Origin of the sequence: Gelatiniphilus marinus (genome assembly GCF_042684345.1) — a bacterium.
Taxonomy (GTDB): Bacteria; Bacteroidota; Bacteroidia; order Flavobacteriales; family Flavobacteriaceae; genus Gelatiniphilus; species Gelatiniphilus marinus.
On the sequence record NZ_JBHULK010000006.1, the window covers coordinates 1 to 17,015 of the forward strand.

The 17,015-nt window shown below is 34.6% G+C and carries 17 protein-coding genes and 1 tRNA gene; 8 read left to right on the forward strand and 10 right to left on the reverse strand.

Annotated features, from left to right (window positions below):
* Positions 1-120: 120 nt before the first annotated feature.
* The 4 genes from ACFSQS_RS12945 to ACFSQS_RS12960 all read right to left on the reverse strand — a co-directional run bounded on the left by ACFSQS_RS12945 (position 121) and on the right by ACFSQS_RS12960 (position 3,311).
* Positions 121-732, reverse strand: a complete 612-nt coding sequence (locus ACFSQS_RS12945; RefSeq protein WP_388019651.1) for a hypothetical protein — start codon at positions 730-732, stop codon at positions 121-123.
* Between the two features lie 43 nt (positions 733-775).
* Positions 776-1,123, reverse strand: coding sequence for a hypothetical protein (locus ACFSQS_RS12950; RefSeq protein WP_388019654.1), 348 nt, complete (start codon positions 1,121-1,123; stop codon positions 776-778).
* A gap of 1,048 nt (positions 1,124-2,171) precedes the next feature.
* Positions 2,172-2,804, reverse strand: coding sequence for a response regulator (locus ACFSQS_RS12955; protein WP_388019657.1), 633 nt, complete (start codon positions 2,802-2,804; stop codon positions 2,172-2,174).
* A gap of 66 nt (positions 2,805-2,870) precedes the next feature.
* The gene (locus ACFSQS_RS12960) at positions 2,871-3,311 is read right to left on the reverse strand and encodes a retropepsin-like aspartic protease (protein WP_388019660.1); all 441 of its coding nucleotides are present in this window, start codon (positions 3,309-3,311) and stop codon (positions 2,871-2,873) included.
* A 71-nt stretch (positions 3,312-3,382) separates the two neighbouring features.
* On the opposite strand from ACFSQS_RS12960, the gene ACFSQS_RS12965 reads away from it, so the two are divergent.
* From ACFSQS_RS12965 to ACFSQS_RS13000, 8 genes are all read left to right on the forward strand, one after another.
* Complete coding sequence (locus tag ACFSQS_RS12965) at positions 3,383-4,150, forward strand: TatD family hydrolase (RefSeq protein ID WP_388020167.1); 768 nt, start codon at positions 3,383-3,385, stop codon at positions 4,148-4,150.
* A gap of 3 nt (positions 4,151-4,153) precedes the next feature.
* The gene (locus ACFSQS_RS12970; protein WP_388019663.1) at positions 4,154-5,185 is read left to right on the forward strand and encodes an asparaginase; all 1,032 of its coding nucleotides are present in this window, start codon (positions 4,154-4,156) and stop codon (positions 5,183-5,185) included.
* Between the two features lie 78 nt (positions 5,186-5,263).
* Positions 5,264-5,351 (forward strand) — tRNA-Ser (locus tag ACFSQS_RS12975).
* A gap of 72 nt (positions 5,352-5,423) precedes the next feature.
* The gene (locus ACFSQS_RS12980; RefSeq protein WP_388019666.1) at positions 5,424-6,197 is read left to right on the forward strand and encodes a MotA/TolQ/ExbB proton channel family protein; all 774 of its coding nucleotides are present in this window, start codon (positions 5,424-5,426) and stop codon (positions 6,195-6,197) included.
* Between the two features lie 136 nt (positions 6,198-6,333).
* The gene (locus tag ACFSQS_RS12985; RefSeq protein WP_388019669.1) at positions 6,334-6,768 is read left to right on the forward strand and encodes a hypothetical protein; all 435 of its coding nucleotides are present in this window, start codon (positions 6,334-6,336) and stop codon (positions 6,766-6,768) included.
* Between the two features lies 1 nt (position 6,769).
* The gene (locus tag ACFSQS_RS12990) at positions 6,770-7,378 is read left to right on the forward strand and encodes an ExbD/TolR family protein (RefSeq protein WP_388019672.1); all 609 of its coding nucleotides are present in this window, start codon (positions 6,770-6,772) and stop codon (positions 7,376-7,378) included.
* Positions 7,379-7,403: 25 nt separating this feature from the next.
* Positions 7,404-7,883, forward strand: coding sequence for an ExbD/TolR family protein (locus tag ACFSQS_RS12995; RefSeq protein ID WP_388019675.1), 480 nt, complete (start codon positions 7,404-7,406; stop codon positions 7,881-7,883).
* Positions 7,884-8,088: 205 nt separating this feature from the next.
* On the forward strand, positions 8,089-8,781 hold the full coding sequence (locus ACFSQS_RS13000; RefSeq protein WP_388019678.1) for a porin family protein: 693 nt from the start codon (positions 8,089-8,091) through the stop codon (positions 8,779-8,781).
* A gap of 38 nt (positions 8,782-8,819) precedes the next feature.
* Here ACFSQS_RS13000 and ACFSQS_RS13005 read toward each other — a convergent pair whose 3' ends face one another.
* The 6 genes from ACFSQS_RS13005 to frr form a co-directional block, all read right to left on the reverse strand.
* Positions 8,820-9,428, reverse strand: a complete 609-nt coding sequence (locus tag ACFSQS_RS13005; protein WP_388019681.1) for a hypothetical protein — start codon at positions 9,426-9,428, stop codon at positions 8,820-8,822.
* Between the two features lie 5 nt (positions 9,429-9,433).
* The gene (gene rpoN, locus ACFSQS_RS13010) at positions 9,434-10,894 is read right to left on the reverse strand and encodes an RNA polymerase factor sigma-54 (protein ID WP_388019684.1); all 1,461 of its coding nucleotides are present in this window, start codon (positions 10,892-10,894) and stop codon (positions 9,434-9,436) included.
* A gap of 122 nt (positions 10,895-11,016) precedes the next feature.
* On the reverse strand, positions 11,017-12,450 hold the full coding sequence (gene asnS, locus ACFSQS_RS13015; protein WP_388019687.1) for an asparagine--tRNA ligase: 1,434 nt from the start codon (positions 12,448-12,450) through the stop codon (positions 11,017-11,019).
* Positions 12,451-12,623: 173 nt separating this feature from the next.
* A complete protein-coding gene (locus tag ACFSQS_RS13020) occupies positions 12,624-15,011 on the reverse strand; it encodes an efflux RND transporter permease subunit (protein WP_388019690.1) in 2,388 nt (795 codons plus the stop codon).
* A gap of 60 nt (positions 15,012-15,071) precedes the next feature.
* Complete coding sequence (locus tag ACFSQS_RS13025) at positions 15,072-16,301, reverse strand: hypothetical protein (protein WP_388019693.1); 1,230 nt, start codon at positions 16,299-16,301, stop codon at positions 15,072-15,074.
* Positions 16,302-16,398: 97 nt separating this feature from the next.
* A complete protein-coding gene (gene frr / locus ACFSQS_RS13030; protein ID WP_388019696.1) occupies positions 16,399-16,956 on the reverse strand; it encodes a ribosome recycling factor in 558 nt (185 codons plus the stop codon).
* Between the last annotated feature and the right edge of the window lie 59 nt (positions 16,957-17,015).

Below are 17,015 nucleotides of genomic sequence, written 5' to 3' on the forward strand. Positions count from 1 at the left end.
AAATGCAATTAATCTATACAACGAAATAAGATTACATTTATCTTTAGACTATAAAACACCAAATATGGTATATAAATTAACAGCGTAAAATCAATTTTAACCTGTAGCCATATTTCAGGACTAGACAGTTGTTGCTCTTTGGATTATTTCTGTTTCAGTCTTATTTCCTGTTTTTTCAAAAACCTTATCAACAGTATCACAAAATCCATCTGTTTGCTTAACATCCTTATAGCTATAAATTATAAGTTGATTTGATGGAATGTTCTTGTTATTTAGCACATATTTTAACTGATCGATAACCATTAACCCATTTTTTGTCTCGATAATACCATAAATAAAATCATGTGTGATTGTTAATCTTACAAAACCACCATCACCAGTTTGCCCTCTATAGGTTTTTGATTTTCCGACAGGCTTAAATTCTATATTAGTATCTGAAACAGATAAACTTTCTCGATAACTTAAAGACCTAATATCTTTATTGTAAAGAGATAGTGAATATTGATGTTTATTACCTATCTGCCAATCTAATTGAGTTTCATTCCCATTAGAAACAATGGTATTTAGTTTTACCAAATCAATTTTAAACACCTCAAATTCACTAAACAGATTATCTAAACCTTTTAATTGACCAATGTTCATATCAATGTCAGAGCCTTTCAATTTATGTTGTGCTTGCAACAAGAAAAAATTAATTCCAAATAGAAGAATGAATAATAATTGTCTTTTCATAATTATCGCTGTGTTTTATTTTAATTTTGAATAATTTATTTTTCTACTCAACTTTTATTTTAGTGAGTTCAAAAGGGAATGCGCAAATATTCTCAACTTCAAATGTTTCAAATAAATAACCACTAAAAACAACATCTAATCCATCTTCCTTAAATTCTTCTGTAAGATTACAAGGGCTAAATGTTAATGTGTATTTTCCAGATTCATCTTCCAAAGTAAAAAGTTTAGAACAAGTTTGACTGTTAGGGCCAATAATTTTCCCTTTAGCATTTTCAAATGTAGCTATCACCTTTCTGTTTTCATCTTTATAGCAGGTTGGATTGATAGATTCATCACTATTGGAACAACACATCAATGTTATTCCTACAAAAAAAACAATCAAAGACTTCATAGTTTTATATTTAAGGTTATACCCATTAGATGCAAAAACACCTAAAAGGTTGCTTCAATTTTTGTAAGAAATAATTTTAAGCAAAACTAGCCTATTTAAAACTTGTGTAATATGATATAAGTCAGTTTTTGTAAGATTTTGAATATGCTTAAATAAGTGGGAGTCACGTTTATTTTAGAGAAAACATAAACGTTTACGATGCTAGACAGGAGTTAAGCGCTAGCTTATATGGGGGGGGGGGGGCTAACTAAAGCTTTAAAAATAAATTTTATAAATCAAAAAAGCGAGATGCCCACGGGTAACTCGCTTTTTTTTGTTCAATTAAAAAAATTGAAAAAAAGTAAAGAAAATGCTTTAAAAAAAAGTAACAAGTATATTTACAGAAATAGTAGTAAGAACCAAAATAATTAACCCTGCTATAAAGTATTTTTCTAGACTGTTGTTTGTTTCCATGTTGTTTATTATTAGGATAGGCTTGAGGAATGTTGATTTTTCTAAAGAAGACTCTGCTTTAAAAAAACAGAGCCCTCATAAAAATTCTCCCTATAAGAATTAATTAATAGCTTTGTAAAGGTATGTTATAGAGGTGTTATAAAAAATACGTAGTTCTACGTATTTTTTGCAATCGCCTAGTTTAAATCTAAAAGAAACCCTAGAGGTTTTCGTTTAAATTGGCTTTTTTCGAGAATGCCGAAAACTGGCTGTACTGCTTCGAATATAGTGTGTTTCAAGAAATTTTTATTGTAGAAAAAAAGGCTCTAAATCATAACAATTTAGAGCCCATTTAATAATTCTCCCTAAGAACTAATTAATAGCACCGTAAAGGTATGTTATAAGGTGCTTATAAAAAATACGTAGTTCTACGTAATTTTTACAAGACGCTTGTTTTATAAATAAAGAAAGCTCTAAATCATTACAATTTAGAGCTTTCAATAATTCTCCCTAAGAACTAATTAATAGCTCTGTAAAGGTAAGTTATGGAGACGATATAAAAAATACGTAGTTCTACGTATTTTTTCAAATCGGTTATTTTAATTGTTAACGGGTATTACAAAAAGTTTTTATTTAAACCTGCCCATTTAGAGAGCGATGTGGGTTTGTTGTCTAATTTTAATTTTGCTACAACATTACTTCGGTGTTTTTCTACGGTTCTTACAGAAATGCTTAACTCTTCAGCAATATCTTGGCTCGTTTTGTTTTCGGCAATAAGCTTAACTATTTTAAGCTCAGATTTACTTAACAACTCTAGTCCTTTAGGCTTTTGCCCTAAATTATTATGGTTTAGATACGATGCGATTTCTTCACTAAAATAAGACCTGTTGTTTACAACATGAGCAATACAGGTTTCAATTTCTTCAATAGCAAATTCTTTTAAAATATAGCCGTAAACACCAACTTCTATGGCCTTATCGTAAATTTCTTCTTCCTTGTCAAAGGTTATTAAAATAACTTTAGTATCAAGGTTGTTTTTTTTACAAGCTTCGGCAACCTCCAGCCCTGTTTTATGGGGCATTCTTATATCTAAAATAGCAATTTCTGGCTTTAATTTTACAATAAGATTATACGCAGCATTGCCATCTTGGGCGCTGCCAACAATGTTGAATCCTTTTGAGGTTAAAAAATCTGACAAACCTCTTAACATAAGCGGATGGTCGTCCGCAATTACAATACTGTGGTTCATTAATTAATTCGTGAGAGATTATTTTTTGCTATTAAACATAAAAGTAATTATTATAATTGTACCATGTTATAATTTTAGATATAAATATTTTTTTTCATAATCAATTATGGCTTTTGCCTTTTTTAAAATATCGGCACCAATAATGCCATCAACCGGTTTTGAGTTATGATTTATAAGTGCGGTATTTACATGCGTTAGGTTGAATAAAACCAAAACCACTTTATCGTGTTTCCACTTGCCAATTTTAACTTTGTTTTTTTTAGCCATTTGGGTATCCATATCTATAGCGCCAGCACCGGCGGCTTTAATTTGGGAGTCTTCGGCCAATAGTTTAAAATTTTCAACCGCCTCAAAACCTACGCAAGAGCTTGAAGCTCCGGTATCTAAAATAAATAGCCCTTTTACGCCATTTATGGTAGCTTTAACTTCAAAATGATTGGTTTTGGTAAGTTTCAATTTTACTTTTGTATAGCCTTTGTCGAGCAGAAATTGTTGAAGGGTTTGCATCTATTTTAGTTTTAAACAAAGATAATCCTATAAAACAATTATTTTTGAACTCATTTAAAAAAATACAAAATTTGATCATTACAGATACCCACACCCATTTATACAGCGAAGCTTTTGATGATGACCGCAATGCGATGATTAATCGCGCCATAAAACAAGGCATTACACGCTTTTTTATTCCAGCCATCGATTCAACATATACAGCAGCAATGCTTCAGCTTGAAAAAGAATATCCCGAAAATGTGTTTTTAATGACGGGTTTACATCCAACATATGTAAAAAACAATTATAAAGACGAGCTAAAACATGTTGAAGATTTACTAGCAAAGCGGCATTTTTATGCCATTGGAGAAATTGGTATTGATTTGTATTGGGATAAATCGACTTTAGAAATTCAGAAGCAAGCCTTTAAACATCAAATACAGCTTGCAAAACAATATAAATTACCCATTGTTATTCATTGTCGTGAAGCTTTTAACGAAATATTTGAAGTTTTAGAAACAGAAAAGAGCGACGATTTATTCGGTATTTTTCATTGCTTTACCGGTAATTTAGAACAAGCACACCAAGCCATATCCTATAATATGAAATTGGGCATTGGAGGTGTTGCCACCTTTAAAAACGGAAAGGTTGATAAATTCTTAAATCAAATCGATTTAAAACATATAGTGCTGGAAACCGATGCGCCATATTTAGCGCCAACACCCTATAGAGGCAAACGAAACGAAAGCGCATACATATTAAAGGTGTTAGAAAAATTGTCTTATATATATAATAGAAGTGAAGCAGACATTGCTAAAATTACCACCGAAAACTCAAAAGTAGTTTTTAAAATATAAATTATGAGTAAAACCAAACCCAACATATTACTTATTTATACAGGCGGCACCATTGGTATGGTAAAAGATTTTAAAACGGGAGTACTGCGAGCTTTCGATTTTAAAAATATTTTAAAACGCATTCCCGAATTATACCTATTAGATTGTAATATTGATACCGTATCGTTTAAAGAACCCATTGATTCTAGTAATATGAACCCTAAATATTGGGTGCAAATTGCTGAAATAATTGAAAAAAATTATGACAGTAACGACGGATTTGTAGTGTTACACGGCAGCGACACGATGAGTTATACCGCATCAGCTTTAAGTTTTATGTTGGAAAATTTAGCAAAACCCGTTGTGTTTACGGGCTCTCAATTGCCTATTGGCGATTTACGAACGGATGCCAAAGAAAATTTAATAACCTCTATCCAAGTGGCATCGTTGCAACATCGACAAAAACCTGTAATTAAAGAAGTGTGTTTGTATTTTGAGTATAAATTGTATCGCGCCAACCGAACCACAAAAATTAATGCCGAACATTTTGAAGCTTTTGCCTCTTTAAATTATCCAGATTTAGCAGAATCTGGAGTCCATTTAAAAGTAAATAATGAATATTTGTTAAAACCTAATTTGAATAAAAAATTAATAGTTCATAAAAATTTAGATAAAAACATTGCACTTATAAAATTGTTTCCAGGCATTTCTGAAGCCGTTTTACAAAGTGTTTTTAACACACCAAATTTAAAAGGCGTTATTTTAGAAACCTACGGCGCAGGGAATTGCACCACCGAGGCTTGGTTTATAATTATTCTAAAAAAAGCCATTAAAAAAAATATACATATTATTAATGTAACACAATGCTCTGGCGGAAGTGTAATTATGGGGCATTACGAAACCAGTAATCAGTTAAAAAAAATAGGCGTTATCTCGGGCAAAGACATTACAACCGAGGCCGCAATACCCAAGTTAATGTATCTTTTAGGAAAGGACATTTCTACTAAAACCTTTAAAACAAGCTACGAAATGCCCTTAAGAGGGGAAATATCATAAAATTAACCATTAAAATTTTAACAGCTTAATTTTTTTTTGTTATTTGAGCCACCGTAATTAAAAGGGCTTAAAAAAAACAGAGAGGTGGCCGAGTGGCTTAAGGCGCACGCTTGGAAAGCGTGTATGCGTTAATAGCGCATCGAGGGTTCGAATCCCTTCCTCTCTGCTGTTTTTTGTTTTTTATTACTTTATTTTTTATATCTTTAACACTTTAACTAATAAAATTAAGATCGAGAACATGAAAAGATTATTTTCTATCCTTGCCATATCTGGAATGATGGCATTCGGAACTGTTAATGCAACTACAAATGCAAACGCAACTACAGCAGTAACAACAGTTGCAACTACGACTCAAGAAACAGATGCAACACCTGCAAAAGAGGCAAACTTTCATCAAGAACTAAAAAAGCGGTTCGTTGAAGGTGGCCCAGGGTTTATGGGTATTGTATTATTGTGTTTAATTTTAGGCTTAGCCATTGCCATCGAGAGAATTATCTTTTTAAACCTTTCTACAACAAACACAAAAAAATTAACTCAAAATGTTGAAGATGCACTAGCATCTGGTGGTGTTGAAGCAGCAAAAGAGGTTTGTAGAAATACAAAAGGCCCTATCGCTTCTATCTTCTATCAAGGATTGGACAGAACAAACGAAGGTGTTGATGCGGCCGAAAAAGCTGTTGTAGCTTACGGCGGTGTGCAAATGGGACAGTTAGAAAAAAACGTGTCTTGGATTTCTTTATTTATCGCCCTGGCGCCGATGCTTGGTTTTATGGGTACGGTAATTGGTATGATTCAGGCCTTCGATAAAATTGAAGCCGCAGGCGACATGAACCCTTCTTTAGTAGCTGGTGGTATTAAAGTAGCACTTTTAACAACCGTATTTGGTTTAATTGTTGCTATTATACTTCAAATTTTTTACAATTATATTATTGCAAAAATCGATAGTATTGTTAACGATATGGAAGATGCTTCAATTACGTTAATGGACATGTTGGTTAAGCACAAGAAGTAATTCATTATCATTGTAAGTAGCAGTAAATGGGCCAGAACAATTAAAATTACGTTACGTAAAACGGGTTTTGGTTAATTACATCCCTGTACAAAGCTTGGTCTAAGTACACTTATATAAATTAATAAAACGTAAAAAAATGAAAAAAATATTAACCATATTGTTAGGTATAGTAGGCGTAGTATCTATTATATTTCTCGCAATGATAATTTCAACAGGCGATGAGGCTATTAAAGCAGGCGAGTCTAGTGGTACAGTAAACACCATTATGTACATAGGCTACGTTATCTTGCTCTTAACCCTTGTGTTTGTTGTTGTTTTTAGTTTAAAAAACATATTAAGCAATTCAGAAACACTTATAAATACCCTTAAAGGTTTTGGTGCTTTTGCACTGTTAGCGGCCATAAGCTATTTTGGGTTGGCCACTGGAGTAGAAACACCATTAAAAGACGGGGACATGTTATCTGCGGGCGGTTCTCAACTATTAGGGGCAGGATTATATTTATTCTATCTTCTCTTGGCTATTGCGGGCGGATCTATGTTGTTTTTCGGAATTAAAAAAATGATTAAATAATATGGCAAAACGAGCAGCACCAGAAGTTAATGCAGGCTCAATGGCCGACATAGCTTTCTTATTATTAATATTTTTCTTGGTAACCACTACCATTGAGAAAGATTCGGGAATTAACCGAAAGCTCCCTCCTATGGAAGAGTCTGAAGAAGATGTTATTATTAAGCAGAAAAATATTTTTACCGTTGTTATAAACAAAAACGATAGGTTGTTGGTTGAAGACGAGATTATGGATATTAAAGACCTGCGAAAAGCAGCCGTTGAGTTTTTAGACAACGGTGGAGATGGCACTTGCGACTATTGCCAAGGTGCTAAAAGCCCAAGTTCTTCAGATAACCCAGATAAAGCTATTATATCGCTAAGCAACGATAGAGAAACATCTTATGCTGCTTATATTACCGTTCAAAACGAGTTGGTAGCAGCTTATAACGAGTTAAGAAACAGAAGAGCCCTTGAGGTTGGCCCACAAAAAGGTTTTAATAACATGAACTTTATTGAAATGCAAAACAACCTTAAAGATGTAAGATGGACTGGTAACAAAGACAAGTTAAAAGAGGTTGTCGATCAAATCAAGAAAGAAATACCTCAAAAACTTTCTGAAGTTGTAGAATAATTTAGAATTAAATAGAACAAAGATTATGTCTAAATTTAAAAAGAAAAAAGATGGAGGATTGCCTCCTGTTAACACAGCATCATTGCCAGATATAGTATTTATGCTATTGTTCTTTTTTATGGTAGCTACCGTAATGCGAGAAGACACATTAAAAATACAAAATAAGTTACCATTGGCAGACCAGGTAGAAAAGCTAGACAAAAAATACCCGATTAGCTATATCTATATGGGCAAGCCAAGTGAAAACTATAAAAAATTTGGTACCGTTGCCAGAATTCAGCTTAACGATAAATTTGCCGATGTTTCTGAAGTTGGACGCTTTATAGAAGCTGAAAGGTTAGCTTTAAGAGAAGAACTTATTCCGTTTTTAACCGTGTCCCTTAAAGTCGATGAAGAAGCCAATATGGGAATTGTTGGCGATGTTAAGCAAGAACTTAGAAAAGTAAATGCATTGAAAATCAATTACACAACAGGTATTGGTGATGCATTAGGAAACATGGATTAAATCAATCTTAATTTTATATTATAAAAGCGTTTTGTTAATTCAAAGCGCTTTTATTTTTTAATCATAGTACAATTTTAGCAGCACTTTACTAGTTATACCAAATGAGCTTTAAAATGATTGATGATAAACTTGAAGTCATTTTCATTTAAATGAAATAGAAACAGCAAATTCATGAATTGGTTAATTTAAACACACATCCGCATAAATGAAAAACATCTTTTTGGCAATATTTTTTATAATGGGTTTTAATTGTGTTTACTCGCAAAACACTAAAGGCACAGTTACAGATTCGCTTTATAAAGAAGATCACTTTTATGCTGGAATCACCTATAATTTATTAGCGGGCACACCAGAAAGCATTAAGCAAAGTGGATTTTCAACAGGCTTTCATTTAGGGTACATTAAAGATATGCCCTTTAATAAAGGCAGAAATATTGCCCTAGGCATTGGGCTTGGGTATTCGGCCAATTCGTTCAACCAAAATTTATTGGTTAACAAAGAGACTTCAGGCCTTTTTGAGTACAGTATTTTAAACGATAAGAGCAGCTATTCCAAAAATAAAATCTCAATGCATTTAATTGAACTGCCCTTAGAGTTTAGGTGGCGAACATCTACACCAACCAACTCAGATTTTTGGCGGGTTTACACAGGGTTTAAACTAGGTTATTTGGTAATGCACACCGCAAAACATGTTGGCGATTTGGGAGTTTTAAAATACAGCAATGTCAATAATTTCGAAACTGTTCAATATGGTTTAACTCTAAGTATTGGCTATGGTACATGGAATCTTCATTTATATTATGCACTAAGCCCTATATTTAACAAAAAAGCTACAATAAACGGCAGTTCAATAAACATTAAGGCCATTAAAGTGGGTCTGGTATTTTATATACTTTAAACCGTTTCTTTGTTTTTAAGTGAAGATACCGCCAATCTTTATAACCAATAGTTAACCAAAACCAACTGCGGAAACAGGCCTATAAAACAGCCTATAATCAATTCTTTGTAGGTATGGGCATTTAAGTGCAATCTCGATGTTGCCACAGCACCGGTAATAATAGACATTAGCGCCAACGTACCATTAATGTTTATGTTAAAATGAATACTTAAAGCAATAAAAAACATGAACACCCCAGATATGGCAATCATATGAATGCTCGTTTTAAATTTAAAAAACGCTAAAAACAAACATGCCAGAGTAGAAATTAATATTCCAACAAAAAAGTAATACAGCTCTATAAACTGGCTTGGTTTAACAATACGCTGCAGTACCAGTAGAATAACCAAAACATTAAGTATAAGCGGGAAAATACGCTCTTTGGTGCTTTCTAGGTAAATAGATTTTACTTTGCCCAGAGTTTTTAACAAATAGTATAGCAAGATGGGCAATGCAATGGTTAAAATGAAAAGCGAGATTAATTTAGCTCTAATAATTTCTATGGGAATAAACCTTGGTGACTTGGCAAAGTAAAACACCACGCCCAGTAAAGGCATTATTAACGGGTGGAAAATAAACGAGATGCTTCTTAAAACGCGGTCTATCATGCCCATTAAATTTTTTTGCGTAAACGTGCAACGGGAATATCTAATTGTTCTCTATATTTTGCTACGGTGCGTCTGGCAATAGGGTATCCTTTTTCTTTTAGAATAGACGCTAAAGCTTCGTCTGTAAGGGGTTTGCGTTTATCTTCTTCTTCAATAACGGTTTCTAAAATTTTCTTTATCTCTCTTGTTGAAACGTCTTCGCCTTGATCGTTTTTCATCGACTCAGAAAAGAATTCTTTAATCAATTTAGTACCGTAAGGTGTATCGACATATTTACTGTTTGCCACTCTTGAAACCGTTGAAACGTCCATCGAAATTTCATCGGCAATATCTTTAAGGATCATGGGTTTTAAATTGCGCTCGTCTCCAGTTAAAAAGTACTCTTTTTGATAGTGCATAATGGCACTCATGGTTACAAAAAGGGTTTGTTGGCGTTGTTTTATGGCCTCTATAAACCACTTAGCCGCATCTAGTTTTTGTTTAATAAAAACTACGGCATCTTTTTGCGAACTCGATTTTTCCTTACTGTCTTTATAGCCTTTAAGCATGTTGCTGTATTCTCTGGATACGTGCAGCTCTGGTGCGTTTCTGCCGTTTAGCGTAAGTTCTAGTTCGCCATCAACAATTCTAATGGCAAAATCGGGCACTATATGTTCTACAATGCGGTTGTTACCGGCATAAGTTCCGCCGGGTTTTGGATTTAAATGCTCGATTTCTGAAATGGCATCTTTGAGTTGAATTTCTGAAATATCGAATTTTTGAAGTAGTTTTTTATAATGCTTTTTGGTAAACTGATCGAAAGCAGTATCAATAATATTGATGGCTAATTGGGTATCGGGCGTTTTTTCTTTTCGGTGCAACTGAATGCTTAAACATTCCTGAAGATTCCTAGCACCTACACCAGCAGGATCCAATTGATGTACAATGCGCAAAACCGATGCTACTTTGTCTTCATCGGTATAAACGTTTTGTGTAAACGCCAAATCATCGGTAATATCGGATAACGAACGACGGATGTACCCGCTTTCATCAACACTTCCTACTAAAAATTCAGCAATATCGCGTTCTTCGTCAGATAACCTATAGGTGTTTAATTGATTGATTAAATGTTGTGTGAAAGATGTTCCTGCGGCATAGGGCATCGTTTTTTCCTCATCGTCGCTACTGTAATTATTTACTTGTGTGCGGTAATCCGGGATTTCATCATCACTTAAATATTCATCTACATTAATATCTTCGGCATTTATGGTTTCATTATCACCATAATCATCGGTAGAATTATCTAAATCAGAATCGTAATCGTTGTCCAATTCTTCTTTACCACCTTCAAGCGCTGGATTTTCTTCAAGTTCTTGCTTTATACGTTGCTCGAAAGCCTGTGTGGGCAACTGTATCAATTTCATTAATTGAATTTGCTGCGGCGACAGTTTTTGCGATAATTTGAATTGTAAATATTGTTTAAGCATGTTCCGATTTGATTATTGTAAAAATATAAAACTATTTTTAAAAAAGAAGACCTGTCTGGTTTAGATACTGAAACAAGTTAAGCACAGTGAACCTGACAGGTCTATTTGAGACGAAAGTAAATCTAAAACTCTGCGTTTTGCGGGGTTCTTGGGAAAGGAATAACGTCTCTAATATTGCCCATTCCTGTTGCGAACATAACCAAACGCTCGAAGCCTAAGCCAAACCCAGAATGTACAGCGGTGCCGTATTTGCGTAAATCGAGGTACCACCAAAGTTCCTCTTCGTCGATATCCAAAGCCTTCATTTTTTCTTTTAGAACCTCTAAACGCTCTTCGCGTTGCGAGCCACCAACTATTTCGCCAATGCCTGGGAACAGTATATCCATGGCACGAACGGTTTTGCCGTCTTCGTTTAAACGCATGTAAAAGGCTTTTATATTTGCCGGATAATCAAATAAAATAACAGGGCATTTAAAGTGTTTTTCAACTAGGAAACGCTCGTGTTCGCTTTGTAAATCGGCACCCCATTTGTTTATAATATATTTGAATTTCTTTTTCTTATTGGGTTTGCTGTTGCGCAGAATATCGATAGCTTCGGTATAGCTTACACGTTTAAAATTGTTTTCGGTAACAAATTTTAATTTTTCAATTAACGACATATCGCTACGTTCTGCCTGAGGTTTTGTTTTTTCTTCGTCTTGTAAACGCTTGTCTAAAAATTCTAAATCTTCGCGGTTATTTTCTAAAACATAAGCGATAACCGATTTCATAAAATCTTCAGCTAAATCCATATTACCAGCTAAATCCATAAAAGCCACTTCGGGTTCAATCATCCAAAACTCAGCTAAATGGCGCGAGGTATTCGAGTTTTCTGCGCGAAAGGTTGGACCAAAGGTATATACTTTGCCTAAAGACATGGCATAGGTTTCGGCTTCCAATTGACCCGAAACGGTAAGGTTGGTTTCTTTTCCGAAGAAATCTTTTGAAAAATCGACTTCGCCTTCATCATTTAACGGCGGATTTTTGGCATCTAAATTGGTAACGCGAAACATTTCGCCTGCACCTTCGGCATCGCTTCCTGTAATAATTGGTGCGTGCATATAGTAAAACCCGTTTTCGTTAAAATATTTATGAATGGCAAATGATAACGAAGAGCGTAAACGCATTACCGCGCCAAAAGTATTGGTACGGGTGCGTAAATGGGCGTTTTCCCTTAAAAACTCAAAGGAGTGTTTTTTGGGTTGAATAGGAAAGGTTTCGGCATCAGAATCGCCTAAAATTTCAATGGAACTTACATTGATTTCAACGTTTTGGCCTTTGCCTTGGCTTTCTACCAATTCGCCTTTTATATGTAGCGCAGCACCTGTTGTAATACGTTTTAAAATAGCTTGGTCTGTATTTTCAAAGTCCACCACACATTGTATATTATTTAAAGTAGAGCCATCGTTTAAGGCTATAAAACGGTTTGCTCTAAAGGTTCTTACCCAACCTTTTACTTCTACTTCTGGCAGGGTAATTTCCTGCGATAATAATTGTGATACGGTACGTAATTGCATGTGTATTTAATTTTAAAGTGCAAATATAATATTTAGTACACAGTAATCAGTCGCCAGTAGGCAGTAATTTTAAGGCTTAAGGGCTTTGGGCTTTCAATCTTCAAATAATTAAAAAACAAACTCCAAAATGAGAAATATTTTTTGGAATTTAGTATTTGTTTTTTTTTGGAATTTTATTCAGCCTCGTCCTCCTCTGGAATAATATTTATTGAAGGTTCTTTCAATACTTCTTTATTGGCAATACTGCGTTCTAAAGACAGTAATAAAGACGGTAATAACAAGAGGTTTGAAAGCATAGCGAAAAGTAAAGTCGCCGAGACCAAAGCCCCTAATGCCACCGTACCGCCAAAGCTGGAAATGGTGAAAACCGAGAACCCGAAGAATAAAACAATGGAGGTGTAAAACATGCTTACCCCCGTTTCGCGTAAAGCGGCGTAAACCGATTTTTTAATCTTCCAATGGTTGGCCTGTAACTCTTGCCTGTATTTTGCTAAAAAGTGAATGGTATCATCTACCGAAATACCAAAGGCAATACTAAATACCAAAATGGTCGAGGGTTTTATAGGTACGCCCAAATAGCCCATTAAACCTGCGGTTACCAATAATGGCAGTAGGTTTGGGATGAGCGAAACAACAATCATTCTAAAAGACCTAAACATATAGGCCATAAACAAGGAAATAAGAAATATAGCCAGCGATAAAGAAATTACTAGGTTTTTTACCAGATATTCTGTGCCTTTTTGAAACACCAACGCTTTGCCAGTCATGGTAACGTTGTAGCGTTCTTTAGGGAAAAGCTTGTCTATTTCGGTTTGCAGGTCTTCTTCGATACGCTCCATTTTATCGGTACCAATATCTTTCATAAATGTTGTAATACGCGCATACTGCCCCGTGCTATCAACAAAATTTTTAAGCAAATCGACATTTGATGTCGAGTTTTTGGCATACGATAAAATAAAACTATTTTCTTGCGATGTTGGCAGTTGATAGTGCTTTGGGTTGCCGTTGTAATAGGCCTGTTTGGAGTATTTAACCAAACCAACCACCGAAATGGGTTTAGAGAGTTCGGGCGTTTCAGCAATTAATTCCTCCAGTTCGTTCATACGTTTTAAAGTGGCGAGTTTCATAACACCTTTTTTGCGCTTGGTGTCAATCATAATTTCCAATGGCATAATGCCGTTAAACTCGTTTTCAAAAAAGCGAATATCGTTTACAAATTCAGATTGCTGTGGCATATCTTCAATTAAACTGCCCGAAATTTTTATTTGATAAATACCAATAATACTAGCTATTAACAGCACTACCGATGTTGCGTAAATGGCTATGCGTTTTTGCTTTACCATGCGCTCCATCCAGTTTACAAAAGCACCTATCCATCGTTTGTTCAAATGCTCTAAATGGCGCTCTTTGGGGTAAGGCAAAAAGGTGTAAATAATAGGAATTATGAGCAGGCACAAAATAAAAATGGCCAAAATACTTAGCGATGCCACAATACCAAATTCCTTTAAAAGTTTGCTCTCGGTTAAAATAAAGGTAGCAAAACCAGAAGCCGTGGTTACGTTGGTCATTAAGGTTGCATTCCCGATTTTGGTAATTACGCGTTGCAACGATTTTACTTTATTGCCGTGTAGTTTAACCTCGTGTTGGTATTTGTTTATTAAAAAGATGCAGTTTGGAATACCGATTACAATTATTAATGGCGGAATCAAGGCCGTTAAAACGGTAATCTCGTAATTTAACAAACCTAGGAAACCCAAGGTCCACATCACGCCAATACACACCACGATTAGCGAAATAAAAGTGGCTCGAAACGACCTGAAAAAGAAAAAGAAAATAAGGGAGGTAACCAATAAGGCAGCGACTATAAATTTGCCTATTTCGTCTATAATCAATTGAGCGTTAAGGGTTCTTATATAAGGCATTCCAGAAACCCTAACATCTAAATTTTGGGCAGCTTCAAAGGCTTCAATGGCGGGGTTTAAAACATTAATAACAAAGTCTTTTCTGGCCGATGTGTTAACAATATCCTTTTTTAAATAAATGGCCGTTCTAATCGTTTTTGTTTCTTTATTAAACAGGAAATTGTCATAAAATGGATACTTTTTAAAAAGCTCATCTTGAAGCGTTTCAATTTGTTTTAAAGATGAAACCGAATCTTTTATAAAAGGTTCGAGCCTGAATTTTGCGTTTTCATCATCCTTGATAAGCTTTTGTAAATCTTTGATTGAAATAACAGTTTCAACATCTTCAAATTGTTTGAACGATTCTGAAAGTTTGTTCCAAGCATTCAGCTTTTCAACGGTAAAAAGGGAAGTATCTTTAACTCCAAAAACAATTAAGTTACCTTCTTCACCAAAGATTTTTAAAAAATCGTTATAAACCACGTTTACCTCGTGGTCGTCCGGTAATAAGTTGGCTTCGGTGTGCGTAAACCGCATGTTTTTCCACTGAAAACTAAAAAATACAGTAGCCCCAATTATGGCAACAAGAATGGCTATTTTGTTACGCAAAATAAGTCTTGCCGTTACATCCCAGAAGTTTTTTGTGAATAGTTTAAACATGCTCTGTTTTAAAGATGCGCAAAGGTAGAAAAAACCTATATATAACTAGCCTTAAATAGCTTATAATGTAATATTGAAAGTAAATTTAAGTGCGATATTATCGGCAATTTCGGGCAAATGGTAGGCACCGTACCTGTAAGTAAAGCTTAGGCCAAAACCAAAAAGTAATTTGTTAAGCTCGAAACCAGATTCTGTAAAGCCCTTATTTAAAGAATTAAATGTTATGTTTTGATGTCTTTCTGGATTTTCTATGTCGCCAATGGCATATCGGGTTATTAATACCAGTTGTGGTTGAAAACGCTTTGATATTTTAAATGGCGCAATAAAATGTTTGAGTTGAAGGGTTGTAAATTTATCTGAAAAAAACTCATTAAAAAACATGGTTTCAAAGCTGTTTAAGCCTGCTACCGAAAACCGTTGCATAATGGTTTCTTTTCTGATGTTGTTTGGGTATGCGTGATACAAATGGGTTAACGGCGCGTTTTGGGAAGTAATTCCAGAGACTAAAGTAATTTCTGATAGCGTTTCGTTTTTATACTGGATTTTATGAATGGTTCTAAAATCCAGTTTTGAAAAATTGATGTTGCTGTTAAACACATTTTTAAAGCTATTGGTAAACTGAAGCGTAAATTTAGGGTAGCCTTCTTTGGTTTCAACTAATTTATTTTCGGCATATTCAAAACTGTTAAAAGGGCTCCATTGCAATGCCAAAGTTGCGGTACTTAAATGAAACTCGCTGAGTGTATGGCCATTAAATACGTATTGATAGTTATAGGTTGGGTTTATGTTGCTAACGGCAAATTGGGTTTCAGATATAAGTTTGGGCGTTATTTGGTGCTCTATGGAAAGGGTTTTTGTAACGTGTTTATGAAACAAATCGATATTTAACAAACGTGGTTCGAAAAACTGGAAAAAGCGTGTGTCTGTTAAAAACTTTGTGCTTCCTGTTTCCTGTAAATCGTTAGTATATGAAGCATTTAACCAGGTGTTGGTTTTTTCGGCTAACATAAAACCGGCGCCAATACTATATTTAAAACGGTGGTCTTTAAAACCGTAAACGGTATAACCGTTAACTCTGAATGTCTTTGAAAACGCCTCGTTGGTTATACCGCCAATACCTGTACGGAGGCCTTCGTATTGATTGAATTTTACTAAATAACGTAAATCGAAATTAAAAAACTTGGTGGGCAAAAAACCGTTACCGAGCTGTTTTACAAAAGCTTTTTTTTTAATGGAATCTTGTTTGGGTTCTATGTTAATATTTGAAAAAGATTGAGAGTGCAGCAACATTGTAAAAATAAAAAACAGGAAAGTTGTACAATGTTTTGGCATGCTAGCAATAAAAAACTCTGGTTAAAAAAAAGCGACAATTTAGTCGCTTCTTAATTTACACGGTCATGATTTCTTTTTCCTTATTTTCAAAGACCTCATCAATCTTTTTAACGTATGTGTCGGTAATTTGTTGTATGTCTATTTCAGCGTTCTTTTTTAGGTCTTCAGATATACCATCATTCTTTTTAACATCGTTCATGGCATCTTTACGCGCAGCCCTAACACTAATTTTGGCATCTTCGGTCTCAGATTTGGCTTGTTTAGCCAAATCTTTTCGACGTTCTTCGGTTAAAGGTGGCACATTAATTATAATGGTTTCTCCGTTGTTCATGGGGTTAAAGCCAAGGTTGGCATAAGCAATACTACGCTCGATTTCCTGCAGCATGCTTTTTTCCCAAGGTTGCACGGTTATGGTTCTGCCATCGGGTGTGTTTACGTTGGCCACTTGACTTAAGGGCGTTTGCGAGCCGTAGTAATCTACCATAACGCTGCCCAACATTGCAGGACTTGCTTTACCTGCTCTAATGTTAACCAATTGTTTTTCTAAATGCTTTATGGCATTATCCATAGCTTCTTTTGCCGTGTCTAGTATAAATTGTACGTCTTCGTTCATGGTTTTAAAATTTTATATCGATAATTTCAAAAATTGAGCCAAACTAAAATGCTTTATTT

Bases quoted from the DNA above. Each gene is read 5' to 3' on its own strand.
- ACFSQS_RS12945 (WP_388019651.1), bottom strand. From the start codon at position 732: ATGAAAAGACAATTATTATTCATTCTTCTATTTGGAATTAATTTTTTC.
- ACFSQS_RS12950 (WP_388019654.1), bottom strand. From the start codon at position 1,123: ATGAAGTCTTTGATTGTTTTTTTTGTAGGAATAACATTGATGTGTTGT.
- ACFSQS_RS12955 (WP_388019657.1), bottom strand. From the start codon at position 2,804: ATGAACCACAGTATTGTAATTGCGGACGACCATCCGCTTATGTTAAGA.
- ACFSQS_RS12960 (WP_388019660.1), bottom strand. From the start codon at position 3,311: ATGCAAACCCTTCAACAATTTCTGCTCGACAAAGGCTATACAAAAGTA.
- ACFSQS_RS12970 (WP_388019663.1), top strand. From the start codon at position 4,154: ATGAGTAAAACCAAACCCAACATATTACTTATTTATACAGGCGGCACC.
- ACFSQS_RS12980 (WP_388019666.1), top strand. From the start codon at position 5,424: ATGAAAAGATTATTTTCTATCCTTGCCATATCTGGAATGATGGCATTC.
- ACFSQS_RS12985 (WP_388019669.1), top strand. From the start codon at position 6,334: ATGAAAAAAATATTAACCATATTGTTAGGTATAGTAGGCGTAGTATCT.
- ACFSQS_RS12990 (WP_388019672.1), top strand. From the start codon at position 6,770: ATGGCAAAACGAGCAGCACCAGAAGTTAATGCAGGCTCAATGGCCGAC.
- ACFSQS_RS12995 (WP_388019675.1), top strand. From the start codon at position 7,404: ATGTCTAAATTTAAAAAGAAAAAAGATGGAGGATTGCCTCCTGTTAAC.
- ACFSQS_RS13000 (WP_388019678.1), top strand. From the start codon at position 8,089: ATGAAAAACATCTTTTTGGCAATATTTTTTATAATGGGTTTTAATTGT.
- ACFSQS_RS13005 (WP_388019681.1), bottom strand. From the start codon at position 9,428: ATGATAGACCGCGTTTTAAGAAGCATCTCGTTTATTTTCCACCCGTTA.
- rpoN (WP_388019684.1), bottom strand. From the start codon at position 10,894: ATGCTTAAACAATATTTACAATTCAAATTATCGCAAAAACTGTCGCCG.
- asnS (WP_388019687.1), bottom strand. From the start codon at position 12,450: ATGCAATTACGTACCGTATCACAATTATTATCGCAGGAAATTACCCTG.
- ACFSQS_RS13020 (WP_388019690.1), bottom strand. From the start codon at position 15,011: ATGTTTAAACTATTCACAAAAAACTTCTGGGATGTAACGGCAAGACTT.
- ACFSQS_RS13025 (WP_388019693.1), bottom strand. From the start codon at position 16,301: ATGTTGCTGCACTCTCAATCTTTTTCAAATATTAACATAGAACCCAAA.
- frr (WP_388019696.1), bottom strand. From the start codon at position 16,956: ATGAACGAAGACGTACAATTTATACTAGACACGGCAAAAGAAGCTATG.